The following is a 13,945-nucleotide window of genomic DNA, read 5'->3' on the forward strand; positions in this document are numbered from 1 at the left end:
GACAACCTAAATAACTTTGAAAAAGATGAGGTCCCACACGCCGTGACCTAATTGCTCCCCTCTTTTTTCAAACTTAGTCAATGGTCTGGTCGGGGGCTTCGGAGTAAATCCGCCTTCAATTTGCTGATTTTTCAACTGCTCTTCTTTTTCCAAGACATCAAGCATATGATGGGCATATTCCTCCCAGTCAGTAGCACAATGAATAAAGCCACCGGGTTTAATTTTTTTTACTAATGTCTTAATAAAGTCCCGCTGTACCAAACGACGTTTATGATGGCGTTTCTTAGGCCAGGGATCAGGGAAAAAAATTTGTATACCTTGTAAAGAATTATCTGGTAAATATTTTTTAAAGACCTCAACCGCATCAAAGGAAGCAATCCGAATATTATGAAGACCTGCTTCGTGAATACCGGCGACTAGTGCGCCTATCCCGGCTTGATGTACTTCAATTCCAATAAAATTAAGGGCGGGATTTTCTTTAGCCATCCTTAATAAGGAATCGCCCATTCCAAATCCAATTTCAACAACGACTTCCCCTTTCATTGTAAAATGGTTATTTAAATCCCATAGTTCCTCGGTTTGGGGCAAACTATATAAGGGTAACCAATTATCGAGAGCATGCTGTTGACGGTTACTGACTCGGCCAGCTCTTAAAACATAACTTTTAATAGTTCTTGGATGCATGAATATTGGACTAAAATAGCGAATTATACTCTCTTTCTTATTGTAAACAAAATACACGGATACAAGAGAATAAGATGCACAGAGGACTAGTTTGCAAATTTTCACAAAATACCAATATTACTTGCATCTTTATCCAATTTTTGCTATAAAACGCCACCTAGAAATTATATTGAATATGCCGACGTTGCGTCAGGCAGTGGAGTAATAAAACATGTCCAGAGTATGCCAGGTTACTGGTAAGCGACCAACCACTGGAAATAATGTGTCGCATGCCAACAATAAAACTAGAAGACGTTTTTTACCGAATATTAAAACGCGCCGATTTTGGGTAGCAGAAGAAAATCGCTTTGTTACATTGAAGGTAAGCACTAAAGGTATTCGCATCATTGATAAGCTTGGAATAAAAGCTGTTATTGATCAATTACGCTCCAAAGGCGAAAAAATTTAATTTAAAGAGGATAAACCGTGGCAGCAATTACCGTCAAAGTAAAAATGGAATCCACTGCGGGTACCGGATACTATAAAACAACCACTAAAAATCCGCGTAATCACCCTGAAAAGATGGAATTAAAAATGTACGACCCTAAAGTACGTAAACATGTGGTTTTTAAAGAGAAAAAAGTTAAATAATTTTAAGGCCTCTTAAGAGGCCTTTTTTATTTCTATCTTTCTGCAAATTATCTTATTCCTTCTAATTTTTTCCCGCGAATACTCAGTATAAAAATGACATCTTGGGTCTTCAAGATAAAACATTTGTATTGCACTAATGTAAAATTTGTTAAGCCTTAGCTAGCAACCGTCAAATAATATAGCTCGATATTAAACACACTGGATAATATTTATATATGGATTACACTGATAATAATAGGGGTATTTTCTAGAGGATTGCATGAAACCTTCTTTACAATTGAATTTAACACATCAATTAACCCTTACCCCTCAATTGCAGCAAGCTATTCGATTATTACAATTATCCACCCTTGATTTACGCCAGGAAATCCAACAACGCCTTGAAACGAACCCTTTATTAGAGGCAAATCCAGTTGAAGAAAAAGAAGAAACCTTTGCTACACAAGAAAAAATAGAAGAGTTTAATGATTTCCAATGGTCTCACCTCTATTCTCCAAGTAATGTGGGTGGTTTTAATGAAAATGATTACATCTTTGAAACTTTACACTGTACAACAGCTAATTTACGTGAACATCTACTATGGCAGCTTACTTTAACGCCCGCTAGTGAAACAGATAAACAAATAGGACAGGCCCTAATAGATGCCATAAATGATAATGGCTTTTTAACCCTGGAAATAGAAGAATTATTCCTCAGTTTAAAAAGACAATTACCCACGCTTGATAAAGAAGAAATTTTGGCAGTGCAGCATTTAATTCAAAATTTTGACCCCATTGGGTGTGGATGTAGCACTTTGGTAGAAACTTTATTAGTGCAATTAAATCAATTAAATCAAAATACCCCTTATATTTCCCTTATCGAGGATATAATTAAAAATAATATTGAACTATTAGCCGCCCATAACTATAAGCCCCTCCTTAAAGCGTATGGGATTAGTACTGAAGCGTTAGCACAGATAAAAACCACGATTCGGCAGTTAAATCCCAAACCAGGTAATGCGATTGCATCACAAGCCATTGAATATGCAATACCTGATCTTACAGTTAAAAAAATAAATGGCGATTGGACTGTATTTCTAAATAATTCAGTGCTTCCCCAGCTGAGTATTAATGATTATTATGTGTCATTAATGAACAAAGCGGAAAATAATTCGGATCTTCAGTTTCTTAAAAACAATTTACAAGAAGCACGTTGGTTCTTGAGAAGCATAAAGAGCCGACAAGAAACTTTATTGAAAGTCGCAAGTTATATTGTTGCCTACCAAAAAGAATTTTTTGATAAAGGCGCTGTCGCTATGAGACCTTTAATTTTAAACGAAGTGGCCTCTGCTTTATCCATGCATGAATCAACTATTTCGAGAGTTACTACGCAAAAATTTATTCATACCCCTCGCGGCTTATTTGAATTAAAATATTTTTTCTCAAGCCATGTTTCTAATCAACGGGGCGAAGAATGCTCCTCAATAGCCATTCAAGCTTTGATAAAAAAATTAATTGAAGCGGAAAATCCTAATGCGCCATTGAGTGATCATAAAATTATGCAAAAAATTGCTGTACAGGGTATTCAAATTGCGCGTCGAACAGTGACAAAATATAGGGAAGCAATGGGTATTGCTTCTTCTAGCGAGAGGAAGCGATTTAGAAGGTAAGTTTTAAAAAAAATGAGGAGAGCGTTTATGGAAATAACTTTCACAGGGCACAAGATGGAGGTTACCCCTGCATTAAGATCCTTTACACAGGAAAAATTTGATAAATTAGAAAGGCATTTTGATAAAATAACAGCTATTAACGTAGTTTTTGATGTAGAAAAAATGCGTCAAATTGCTGAAGCCACTGTTTTAATTGCCAAAGGTGAATTGCACGCTAGCTCCGAAGCTGAAGATATGTATACGGCCATTGACGAATTAGTGGATAAACTGGATCGCCAATTAATTAAACACAAAGAAAAATTGCGTAACCACCATCGCGAATAATTTGAGTACTCCTGAGTAAATATTATAGTCTAATGTCTCAGGAGTCTTTTTTTTCCTTATAAAATTTTAAAAATGATAAAAATCACAGTTCCAATTATCAACAGACTCGGCCTTCACGCCCGAGCTTCAGCCAAATTCGTCTCTCTAGCGGGAAGGTTTCAAAGCGCCATTGAAGTGACTAAAGAAAGTCAAACTGTAAATGGTAAAAGCATCATGGGAGTTATGCTACTAGCTGCCCATAAAGGCTCTGAACTCACCTTGGAAATAGAGGGACCGGACGAGGAAGAAATGGCCGAAGCTTTAGTGAAGCTAATAAATAATCGCTTTGATGAAAAAGAATAATCGAACGAATTGCAGGATGGGCTCCCCACAACTCTTCTAGCATCTATTTGGCGACCTGCCGGCCTGAGGGAGCGGAAACTTGATCTTTCGCGTGAAACCGTTAAAGGGGAAATTTTAGATTATCGTATCTCAAATTTCTATTTACTTACGATCCGCACCAAACCCAAACTTTCCGCTTATTTACGTGCACGGCTCGGTAATCACTTATCCTCTTCGTTCCCTATATTTCTCTCTCTGCGTTTGTAAGATAATACCGCGTAAAAAGGACCAGAAAGGGCATACCCTAAGAAACCAAAAAATAAAACAAACGAAGGGGCTGCAGCAATGGCTACAAATAAAACAATAATAATTAATATATATAGAAATGGGACTTTACCCTTAAAGTCTATTTCCTTAAAGCTATAATAGCGTAAATTACTAATCATTAATACGGCGATTACTAGCGCCAAAACAGCAGTAGTCAGGGAAATAATATAATAATTATTCCATGTATTTTGCTCACAAAACCATACAAAAGAGGACACAATAGCAGCGCCGGCAGGACAAGCCAGCCCTTGGAAATATTTTTTATCGACTATATCAATCTGCACATTAAATCGCGCTAAACGAAGGGCCACTGCCGCCGTGTACATAAAAGCCACCAACCAACCAATTTTCCCCAGCTGATCCAAACTCCAGCTATAAAGTAAAAGCGAAGGCGCTACCCCAAAAGTAACCATATCAGACAAACTATCGTATTCGGCCCCAAAAGCTGTTTGTGTATTGGTTAATCTGGCAATACGACCATCTAAACCGTCTGCCACCATGCCGATAAAAATGGCAATAACAGCCGGTTCGAATAGTCCTTTGGCCGAAGCCACCATTGAATAAAACGCAGCAAACAAACTCGCCGTAGTTAGTAAATTAGGTAACAAATAAATACCAGAATGACTTTCCTTCTGCTTCAACATGCAACTCTCTTAAAATAATTTGCTGAATCCTACCATAATCAGAATAAATTTTGCCATTCCTTAGTCTAGACCTTAAATTTCAATTATACTAATGTAGGTTGGTGCCGAAGGCCCAACAATACAATCTCTAAAAAATGTTGGGCCTTCGGCACCAACCTACATGCTATACTGTATGAACTATGCCTAAATCTAAAGATAAAAAAGTAATTACTATTGAAGGAGTCACTCCCCAAGGAAAACATTTCCGTCCCAGTGATTGGGCTGAGCGCATGAGCGGAACAATGGCTACTTTTAAAAACAGCCGTATTCATTACTCTCCTTTATTACAACCCAGCGTTAACCATGAAGGGTATAAATGTGTTCTCTTGGACCCCAAATTAAAAGAATCGAGCCCTCAGGTTTATAATGCGATATTAGAATTTGCTAAAACCAATAATTTAAAAATTTGCGGTGAGGAAGATTCGGAATAAGTTCTGTTCTTTTGCTTCCCCATACCTACCATGCATTGTAGCCTGGTTGCTTGCCAACCAGGGTTACCTGTTGAATTACAGAGAATGTTTTAAAAGAAATTAGCTTTTTAAGGTAAAATATACCTCATACTGAGAATCTGCATTTTGTATTACAAATTTTTGGACATTATCACTTTGCGTCTCATTTTTTTTCTGATTTGGAACACTCCAGGTAGATTTTAAAGTTCCATTTTCATTTTTAATATTTAAGCGCACACTGCCAATTAAATCATCTGGATTCAAAACAAAATCATCACTATCAACCAGCGATATAATTAAAGTAACTGCTTCTCCCGGTTTTAAAGAGGCACTCCAAATAGGTACTTGCTTTATTTTATCGAGAATAGCTGAAGGCCAATGATTAGGTTTTTGTGGTACCCGTACCAGGCTTATTTGTTGGTTTGGTTGATAAACATTAATATCAAAATAGAGCTCGTCTCCTTGTTTTTCACTGCTCTTTAGCACTTTTACCTGATCTAGAATGAGACTTGTAGACAGCGCTTCGCCCTGTGCCAGTGTCATAAAAGGTAGTAAAAAAAATAGTATCCCTAATCCATGTTTACCTTTCATTATATTACTCCTATGCGTTTTTTAGGTGGTGGTATTTGAAGAAAAACTTAAATCCATTAAATAATTTATTGCAGCATTTAAGGAAGAAATGGTCCCTTCAAAATTCACAGCTAAAATTCCAGCTACCAAGAACGCCAAACCCTTTGGTCCTTCTTGAACCCCAGGCTCGCTGGCATGGACTAATAAAACACAGCCACGCACGAACCAGATAAGCCCTGCCGTTTGAATTAACATTCTAACTGCGCCATAAACATTATAGGGGTTATATTGAATATATTGTAAAGGATTGCTTTGCCCAAAAGAACTATAAGAGAAAAGGGTAATTGCTGAGGGTAAGAATAAAAGCGCAGAGCCTCCGAGAAGATAAGCTAGAGGGATAAACATTTTATTATCTTGTCCCCCTCCTTTCGCAGCTACTTTTTTAAATTTAAAGAGCGCTAACATAAAAAAAAGTATGCCTAATAAATAGGCAAGCCCAGCTATTAGCGAATCAATAGGAAGTAATGATTGACTTATATTGCCCAGAATTCGCACAAAATCTGAATTATTCATATGTTAAAGTATATACTCATTTTATTGGGCAAGTAGTTACATTTCATCGTCTACAGGTAGCAATACTACTTGCATTGTTTAAATTTTTCCCTAATATTAGGAAGTTTTTTTAAAAGTGTAATGATTATGCAGGTTAAACCTTTCCCGGTTATTTTAAAAGAAGCCTATATGCTTTCGCCAAAGGTAAAGCATTTTGTTTTCGAAAGCTCCTTAAACCCGGTTTTTGATTATCTCCCCGGTCAATTTATAACAATTCATTTTGAAAAAGAAGGCAAAATTTTACGCCGTAGTTATAGTATTGCGAATGTTCCACAACAAAACAATCTTATAGAATTTGCTGCAGGTTATGTAGAAGGCGGCCCGGGTACACAACTCCTTTTTAATTTGAAACCAGGTGATGCAATAAATATTACCGGCCCTTTTGGTAGGCTTATTCTAAAAGATAACGCCCCCAAACGTTATCTTTTGGTAGCCACTAGTACCGGCGTCACCCCTTATAGAGCCATGCTTTCCTCGTTAAAAGAACATTTACTGAAAAATCCCGATAGTAAAGTAGTTATTTTACAAGGGGTGCAAAAAAGTGAAGATGTCCTTTATAAAAATGAATTTAGCGCCTTTGCCAAAGAATTCTCGACTCAGGTAGTATTTCGTGCCCATTTAAGTCGTGAACCGAAAGAAAATTTAAAAGAATTTGAATTTAGTGGATATGTTCAAACTGCATTTCCAGAGCTTCAATTAAACCCTGCGGAAGATCTTATTTATTTATGTGGAAATCCGAGTATGATCGACGAAGCTTTTGCCTACTTAAAAGAACAAAATTTTGAAATGCCACAAATTATCCGTGAGAAATATATATCCCGTTAGAATAGGAGAAAAGAATGAACTATGAAGAGTTATCAGCCACCATTGATCACCTTTTACAAGAAGGTAAAGGAATTTTAGCAGCGGATGAGAGTACCAATACTATTGGAAAACGTTTTGCCTCTATTAATCTCGAAAATAATGAAGAAAATAGAAAAAACTATCGTTTACTGCTAGCTAACACCAAGGATTTAGAAAAATACATCAATGGAGTTATCTTATTTGAAGAAACCTTTCAAAACAAAGATAAGTCAGGAACTCCCATCGCTGAAATCTTTACTCGCAAAGGAATATTACCTGGCATTAAGGTAGACAAAGGACTCGTTTCCCTCCCTAATACTGAAGATGAGAAAGTAACCCAGGGTCTGGATGGCCTATATGAGCGTTTAGTTCATTATAAAGAGCAAGGAGCAAAATTTGCCAAGTGGCGTAATGTTTACTCTATTTCAGACTTTACTCCGAGCCTCACCGCGATGAAAGCAGGTGCTGAAATGTTGGCACGCTATGCCACCACGTGCCAATCAGTCGGTATTGTTCCAATTGTTGAGCCTGAAGTTTTAATCGATGGTGATCACAGTATTGAGCATTGCGCAGAAGCAACCGAGATGGTTTTACACGAGCTTTTTAACGCTCTTTACGTACATCAAGTAGATCTTGAATTAATTGTTTTGAAGCCCAGCATGGTAACTTGCGGTAAGAATTACAAACCATTCAGTTCACCAGAAGAAATTGCTGAATTCACTATTAGCGTTTTTCGTAATCATGTACCTGCTTCTGTTCCTACTATTAACTTCTTGTCAGGCGGGCAAACCCCTCAACAAGCAGCTGAGAATTTAAATGCGATTAATTGCTTAGGATACCAACCCTGGAATTTGAGCTTCTCTTATGGACGAGCATTACAAGAAGAATGCCTACAAATTTGGAAAGGCCAGGAAAGTAATGCTGAAAGAGCACAAGCAGTATTACTAAACCGGGCTAGATTAAATAGCCTTGCTTGCTTAGGTGAATATAATCCAGATATGGAATAAAAAAAGGCGGCTTGGCCGCCTTCTTTTTAAATTAAAGAAAAACGCGCAAATAAAGGCACATGATCCGACAAAGTCCTCCAGGGTTTCCCCTGCAGACATTGCACTTCGCTTACTTCCATCCCTCTAAAATAAACCCGGTCAACGCACAAAGCAGGACGAAGCGCAGGAAAAGATTTGGCATGTTGTCCCTCAACCGAAAAAAAAGCTTCTTGAATTCCTAGTTCATGTTCTAATGGTTTAGATAAAAGCATGCGCCAATCGTTAAAGTCACCGGCCATTAAAAGTGGTTCATGCTCGGGCACTGCTTCACTGAGCCGGTTCATTAATGTTTTGCACTGCTCTTTTCTTTCTGCTTTGAATAATCCTAAATGTACACACAATAAATGAATTTTGGTTTGTCCATCATCCAGGAGCAACTGCGTATGCAAGATTCCACGGGAAGCACGGTGCATTGTGGATAAATTAATATTTTCGAACCTTTCAAAAGGATATTTACTGAGAATCGCATTACCGTGGTGACCTGACTGGTAGACTGCATTTTTTGCATAAACATAATGCGGCCAAATATTCTCTGCAATGTATTCAAATTGCGGAGAATTAGGCCACGCATCAATTCTTTTTTCGCGTTTTCTATGTTCGCCCTGGACTTCCTGCAAAAAAACAAAATCAGGATTTAAATGAGCAATAGCATCACGCATCTCAGGAAGTAGAAAACGTACTTTACCTACACCGAAACCTTTATGAATATTATAGGTAATGAGAGAAACCGCCCGATTGGTTGAAACCATTTATCGTCCTATCATCAATTCATCCTATACTAGCTATTTTAGTACTAATTTTAAACTTAATAATTTACGCTCCCTCAATACAGGTTTCCTGATAATTAATAGCCACTTCCTGCAACGACTCTTTAATGGGCTGTTCAGGGTATCCCAGATCTTTCGCTGCTTGTAAAATTCCACAAGCTCCTTGCTCAAATGTGGTATAGGGAGTCCAATAATTCATATTGGCCAATACCATTACATTAAACGCTTTTTTCGTATCCCAGTCGGGTTGATGTGCTAGCAAATAAAAAAAACGGTTATAAACACCACTAGCAAAATGCACATCCAGGCCGGGATAGTATTGAGATGCATTATCAATGGACTTGCCGTCTAAACTGGGTTGATCCATAAAGCGAATAGCAGAATACCCGCTCTCCTTTTTAAAAATATCATTTCCAATTTTCCAGCTGTTATTTTTCAAAGCATAAAATTCAGCTGCTTGCGCCGCCATATCAGAAAATGCTTCGTTAATAGCGCCAGATTGTCCATAGTATTGAAGATTAGAATGCTGTTCAGTAAATCCATGGCTAATTTCATGAGCACCAATACCAATGGAAACAAGCGGATACGTCATTGCATCGCCGTCCCCGAATGTCATTTCCTCCCCATCCCAAAAGGCATTCTCATATCCTTGGCCAAAATGAACCCGCATAACCAACTTCATAGGTGCATTGTTTCTCATTAAAGGATATTGTTTAAACCATTCCAGATACATTTGATTAATTACTTGGCCGGCATATAAAGCATCATTTGTTGGGGAATAAGCACCATTTTCAAAGTCATAACCGTCGCCTTTATAGCCCGTCCAAAATACCTGGCGATTGTTTTGAACGACAGGGTTGCAATTAAACTTCATAGCTAGATTAGGCGCTTCATACTCATGCTTCATATCTACTACTTTTACGTTTTTGTTTTCCATATAACAAGTTGCGCTATTGTTATCACGTGAAAGAAGTAAAAAAGGAGCATTTACACCATAATGTACTTTTCGGTTAAGACTATTTCCGCCATAGCCCTGCCCTGTCACGAGGGAGGTAGCCGTCTTCATGTCGTTCCACTCAACAAAAGGAAGGAAGTTCTTTGCATTAAGTATTGCGGTAGGTTTTTCAGGGATAGCATAGTCTGACAATATCATTAAACTTACTTTATAAGCCCAATGGCCTTTTCCTTGCTCATCTATATATACAATTGGAGTAACCGCTTCTTTGATAATTTTACCATTCCCATGTTTGGCCTTAAATTTTTCCAAAGCGAGTGTAGTATTTTTAAGAAAACTTAACTTGGGAGAACCTAAGTCAGACTCTAATCCTTTGTAGAGTATGCCGGTCATTTTTGTATTTCCAGCATCCATTATGCTCTTGTCTTTGCTATGAAATATTGCATACCCTCCATACACAGGGAAATTAGCATACTCTTGGTGCATGCGAACATGAATTACGTTATTTTTATCTTTATTTTCCTTTAAATATTTAAGACTGTCTTTCGAAGCAATGCTTTTTACCGTCATGGTATTTTGTTTGGCAGCGGGCATTACTATTTGAAAGCTTTTTTGAATAGTTGCCAAATTCGTTTTATCTAAAGCTAAAGGTTGCGCCGAAAAGGCGGCAAAAGGAAGCCACAGCAATCCTAAAAAAAAGAATAAGTAATGTATCATTTTTTACTCCTAAGAATAAAAATTCAGCTGCCAAATAGGCGTTTATGATACTCTTTTGTGCAAAAATTAGCGAGTTTATAAAAAATCCAGAAGCAAATACCTTCATCCACAAAGCGGATGGTAAATTCAATTTCTAACAAACTTAGTGGAAAACTTGCAGTGATCTTGCCGATATCCTCTTACATGTAGACATAAATATTGAAATAAGGCAAAATTGCTCCAAGTTTGAATAATTTCTTCTTCAATGAAAAAAATATTGGTTTTGCATGGCCCTAACCTTAATTTGCTTGGAACACGTCAGCCCAATGTGTACGGTTCGACTACATTAGATGACGTAAATCGCCAATTAAACAGTAAAGCCCGGGAGCTAGGTTTCGAGCTCTTTGCTAAACAAAGTAATTATGAAGGGGAGTTAGTTGAAATCGTTCATCAGGCAGCGATTGATAAAGTAGATTACATTATCATTAATCCCGCAGCATACACGCATACAAGTATTGCTTTACGTGATGCTTTATTAGCCGTTCAAATTCCTTTTTTTGAAGTGCATATCAGTAACATTCATGCACGAGAAGTCTTTCGCCATAAATCCTTTTTTTCAGATATTGCGCAAGGTGTAATTAGCGGTTTTGGAACAAATGGATATTTGTTGGCGTTATTAGCCATTTCATTTTAGTTAAAGAGAGTCATTATCAATGGATATTCGCAAAATTAAAAAACTCATTGAGTTATTAGATGAAACCGGAATTTCGGAAATTGAAATTAAAGAAGGAGAAGAGTCTTTACGTTTGAGCCGTTATACCACGAACGAACCAGCCCACCCACGTGTCGTGGCTCATCATGTTCCCGTTTCTGCACCAGCACACCCTCACGTAGCCACCCCTGCTCATGTAACAGAAAGTAAACCGCAGGAAAAACAAATTCCAGGCCATAAAGTCAAAGCGCCTATGGTGGGAACTATGTATACCTCCCCTTCACCAGAAGCAGCGCCTTTTGTGACAGTCGGTCAAAAAGTAAAAGTTGGTGATACCTTGTGTATCATTGAAGCGATGAAAATGTTCAATGAAATTGAAGCCGATCGTGCTGGAACTATTTCTGCCATTTTGGTAAACAATGGCGAGCCTGTTGAATATGATCAGCCTTTATTTGTCATACAAGACTAGGGGCCGTTATGTTTAGTAAAATAGTTATTGCTAATCGCGGCGAAATTGCTTTACGTATTTTGCGTGCTTGTAAAGAAATGGGCATTCAAACGGTTGCCGTACATTCTGATGTAGATAAAGATTTATTACATGTCCGTCTTGCTGATGAAACCGTTTGCATAGGCCCTGCCCCCTCCCAAAAAAGCTATTTAAATATCCCTGCAATTATTTCTGCAGCAGAAATTACGGATGCCGTAGCTATTCATCCGGGGTATGGTTTTCTTTCTGAAAATGCAGACTTTGCCGATATTGTAGAGCAAAGTGGTTTTGTATTTATTGGCCCGCGGGGTGAGACTATCCGTTTAATGGGCGATAAAGTTTCTGCCATTGCCGCTATGAAAAAAGCCGGGGTTCCTTGCGTACCGGGTTCTGATGGCCCTTTATCAGAAGATGACGCATTAAATTTAAAATTAGGAAAAGAAATTGGCTACCCCGTTATTATTAAAGCAGCTGGCGGAGGTGGTGGACGCGGCATGCGCGTAGTGCACACTGAATCCAACCTACTTAATGCAATTGCCCTCACCCGTAGTGAGGCGAAAGCTGCGTTTAATAATCCCATAGTTTACATGGAAAAATTTTTAGAAAATCCCAGACACATTGAGTTTCAAGTCCTTGGCGATGGCCATGGTAATGCCATTCATCTTGGCGAACGTGATTGCTCCATGCAACGCCGTCATCAAAAAGTGGTGGAAGAAGCTCCAGCGCCCGGTATTTCCACTAAGTTGCGTCAAGAAATCGGTGAAAGAGTGGTTCAAGCATGTAAAGAGCTACAATACCGTGGTGCAGGAACTTTTGAGTTTTTATATCAAGACGGATGCTTTTATTTCATAGAAATGAATACCCGTATACAAGTAGAACACCCGGTTACCGAAATGATTACTGGGTTCGATCTCATTAAAGCCCAAATTAAAGTGGCCAGTGGTATGCCTTTTGATTACAAACAAAGTGATGTCAATTTGCGAGGTCATGCGATTGAATGCCGTATTAATGCTGAAGATGCGCGAACATTTATGCCCTCACCAGGAACGATAAAGTTATTACATCAACCCGGTGGGCCTGGCATTCGTTTTGACTCTCACATTTATAGCAGTTATACAGTTCCTCCGAATTACGATTCCATGATTGGAAAACTGATTAGTTACGGGGAAACACGTGAGGAAGCCCTCTGTAGAATGCGCAATGCCCTTGATGAAATTATTGTGGATGGGATTAAAACCAATATTGAATTACATCAACGCATAATGCACGACAAAGCATTTATGGAGGGTGGAACAAACATCCATTACCTGGAAAAAATGTTAAAGGAATCGAATGTTTGAACTTCAAGTTAGCTCCCCTGAATCCCACGCCGAACCCCTTTGTGCTCTTTTAGAGTCCTTGGGGGCTCTTTCCATTACCATGACAGACAAGCATGATCACCCAATTCTAGAACCGGAGTTAGGCACCTCGCCACTTTGGCCTGAGGTGGTTATCAATGCACTCTTTGAGGATATCCACCAGGCACAATTCGCCCAACAGATGATTGAGCAACAATCAGAACATCCTGAAATGGTCATTAAAGAAATTCAGGAGCAAGATTGGGAACGTACTTGTCTGGTAGATTTTAAACCTTTGCAATTTGGCGACCATTTATGGGTTTGTCCTTCCTGGACCGCACCTCCTGATCCTAACGCTACTAATCTTATATTGGATCCGGGACTAGCGTTTGGCACAGGCAATCATCAAACTACCGCCTTATGCTTAAAATGGCTAGGTAATCACTCTGTAAAGGAATTAGAGGTTATTGATTATGGGTGCGGTTCAGGTATTTTAGCTCTAGCAGCTCTAAAGTTGCACGCTAAAAAAGTATATGCCGTAGATATTGACCCCCAAGCATTAATTGCCACTGAAAATAACGCTCAATCAAATAACTTATTATGTGATTCATTATTCATAGGCAAACCAGATGAATTAAAGAAACCGGTAGATTTAATTCTGGCAAATATCTTACTAGGACCACTCATTGAACTGCGTTTTCGTTTGAAAGAACTATTAAAACCAGGGGGACTATTAGTAGTTTCAGGGATTTTAGAAGAACAAATAAATGAATTGAAAAATGCTTATGAAGGCGTTTTTACTCCGCTTGAAGAAAATGTACAAGAAGGATGGGCTTTAATAGGTTGGGCCTAGA

The 13,945-nt window shown here is 38.3% G+C and carries 18 protein-coding genes; 12 read left to right on the forward strand and 6 right to left on the reverse strand.

What is annotated here, in order from left to right:
- Positions 1-6: 6 nt before the first annotated feature.
- Entirely contained in the window at positions 7-684 is a 678-nt protein-coding gene (gene trmB, locus EL206_RS02055; protein WP_058461152.1) for a tRNA (guanosine(46)-N7)-methyltransferase TrmB, read from the reverse strand.
- A gap of 211 nt (positions 685-895) precedes the next feature.
- On the opposite strand from trmB, the gene rpmB reads away from it, so the two are divergent.
- The 5 genes from rpmB (at position 896) to EL206_RS02080 (ending at position 3,628) form a co-directional block, all read left to right on the forward strand.
- Positions 896-1,132 carry a 50S ribosomal protein L28 gene (gene rpmB, locus EL206_RS02060; RefSeq protein WP_058461151.1) on the forward strand — a complete coding sequence of 79 codons (237 nt, stop codon included), beginning with the start codon at positions 896-898 and terminating at the stop codon, positions 1,130-1,132.
- 44 nt (positions 1,133-1,176) lie between these two features.
- Entirely contained in the window at positions 1,177-1,314 is a 138-nt protein-coding gene (gene rpmG / locus EL206_RS02065) for a 50S ribosomal protein L33 (RefSeq protein ID WP_058462323.1), read from the forward strand.
- Positions 1,315-1,573: 259 nt separating this feature from the next.
- Positions 1,574-2,962 (forward strand): RNA polymerase factor sigma-54, encoded by a 1,389-nt coding sequence (locus tag EL206_RS02070; protein ID WP_058461150.1) that lies wholly within the window; start codon positions 1,574-1,576, stop codon positions 2,960-2,962.
- Positions 2,963-2,989: 27 nt separating this feature from the next.
- The gene (hpf, locus tag EL206_RS02075; protein WP_058461149.1) at positions 2,990-3,286 is read left to right on the forward strand and encodes a ribosome hibernation-promoting factor, HPF/YfiA family; all 297 of its coding nucleotides are present in this window, start codon (positions 2,990-2,992) and stop codon (positions 3,284-3,286) included.
- 72 nt (positions 3,287-3,358) lie between these two features.
- The gene (locus EL206_RS02080; RefSeq protein WP_058461148.1) at positions 3,359-3,628 is read left to right on the forward strand and encodes an HPr family phosphocarrier protein; all 270 of its coding nucleotides are present in this window, start codon (positions 3,359-3,361) and stop codon (positions 3,626-3,628) included.
- Between the two features lie 200 nt (positions 3,629-3,828).
- Here the strand turns inward: EL206_RS02080 and pssA are convergent, their stop codons facing one another.
- Positions 3,829-4,578, reverse strand: coding sequence for a CDP-diacylglycerol--serine O-phosphatidyltransferase (gene pssA, locus EL206_RS02085; protein ID WP_058461147.1), 750 nt, complete (start codon positions 4,576-4,578; stop codon positions 3,829-3,831).
- Positions 4,579-4,757: 179 nt separating this feature from the next.
- Between pssA and EL206_RS02090 the strand changes: the two genes are divergently transcribed.
- On the forward strand, positions 4,758-5,048 hold the full coding sequence (locus tag EL206_RS02090) for a DUF3579 domain-containing protein (protein WP_058461146.1): 291 nt from the start codon (positions 4,758-4,760) through the stop codon (positions 5,046-5,048).
- Between the two features lie 99 nt (positions 5,049-5,147).
- On the opposite strand, the gene EL206_RS02095 is transcribed toward EL206_RS02090, so the two are convergent.
- Complete coding sequence (locus EL206_RS02095) at positions 5,148-5,657, reverse strand: hypothetical protein (RefSeq protein ID WP_058461145.1); 510 nt, start codon at positions 5,655-5,657, stop codon at positions 5,148-5,150.
- A 21-nt stretch (positions 5,658-5,678) separates the two neighbouring features.
- Positions 5,679-6,209 (reverse strand): hypothetical protein, encoded by a 531-nt coding sequence (locus EL206_RS02100; RefSeq protein ID WP_058461144.1) that lies wholly within the window; start codon positions 6,207-6,209, stop codon positions 5,679-5,681.
- Between the two features lie 126 nt (positions 6,210-6,335).
- Between EL206_RS02100 and EL206_RS02105 the strand changes: the two genes are divergently transcribed.
- Positions 6,336-7,073: a ferredoxin--NADP reductase gene (locus EL206_RS02105; RefSeq protein ID WP_058462322.1), complete on the forward strand. Its 738-nt coding sequence runs from the start codon at positions 6,336-6,338 to the stop codon at positions 7,071-7,073.
- 14 nt (positions 7,074-7,087) lie between these two features.
- Positions 7,088-8,098: a class I fructose-bisphosphate aldolase gene (locus EL206_RS02110; protein ID WP_058461143.1), complete on the forward strand. Its 1,011-nt coding sequence runs from the start codon at positions 7,088-7,090 to the stop codon at positions 8,096-8,098.
- 26 nt (positions 8,099-8,124) lie between these two features.
- Here the strand turns inward: EL206_RS02110 and EL206_RS02115 are convergent, their stop codons facing one another.
- Both EL206_RS02115 and EL206_RS02120 read right to left on the reverse strand, forming a co-directional pair.
- The gene (locus EL206_RS02115; protein ID WP_058461142.1) at positions 8,125-8,886 is read right to left on the reverse strand and encodes an endonuclease/exonuclease/phosphatase family protein; all 762 of its coding nucleotides are present in this window, start codon (positions 8,884-8,886) and stop codon (positions 8,125-8,127) included.
- 64 nt (positions 8,887-8,950) lie between these two features.
- The gene (locus EL206_RS02120) at positions 8,951-10,576 is read right to left on the reverse strand and encodes a M4 family metallopeptidase (RefSeq protein ID WP_058461141.1); all 1,626 of its coding nucleotides are present in this window, start codon (positions 10,574-10,576) and stop codon (positions 8,951-8,953) included.
- Between the two features lie 244 nt (positions 10,577-10,820).
- On the opposite strand from EL206_RS02120, the gene aroQ reads away from it, so the two are divergent.
- The 4 genes from aroQ to prmA are packed head-to-tail and all read left to right on the forward strand — an operon-like array spanning position 10,821 to position 13,944.
- A complete protein-coding gene (gene aroQ, locus EL206_RS02125; protein WP_058461140.1) occupies positions 10,821-11,249 on the forward strand; it encodes a type II 3-dehydroquinate dehydratase in 429 nt (142 codons plus the stop codon).
- Positions 11,250-11,268: 19 nt separating this feature from the next.
- Entirely contained in the window at positions 11,269-11,736 is a 468-nt protein-coding gene (gene accB / locus EL206_RS02130) for an acetyl-CoA carboxylase biotin carboxyl carrier protein (protein ID WP_058461139.1), read from the forward strand.
- An 8-nt stretch (positions 11,737-11,744) separates the two neighbouring features.
- A complete protein-coding gene (accC, locus tag EL206_RS02135; protein ID WP_058461138.1) occupies positions 11,745-13,094 on the forward strand; it encodes an acetyl-CoA carboxylase biotin carboxylase subunit in 1,350 nt (449 codons plus the stop codon).
- A complete protein-coding gene (gene prmA, locus EL206_RS02140; protein WP_058461137.1) occupies positions 13,087-13,944 on the forward strand; it encodes a 50S ribosomal protein L11 methyltransferase in 858 nt (285 codons plus the stop codon). The genes accC and prmA overlap by 8 nt, the downstream gene beginning before the upstream one ends.
- The last annotated feature ends 1 nt before the right edge of the window (position 13,945 follow it).

This window comes from Legionella adelaidensis, from assembly GCF_900637865.1.
Classification (GTDB): domain Bacteria; phylum Pseudomonadota; class Gammaproteobacteria; order Legionellales; family Legionellaceae; genus Legionella_A; species Legionella_A adelaidensis.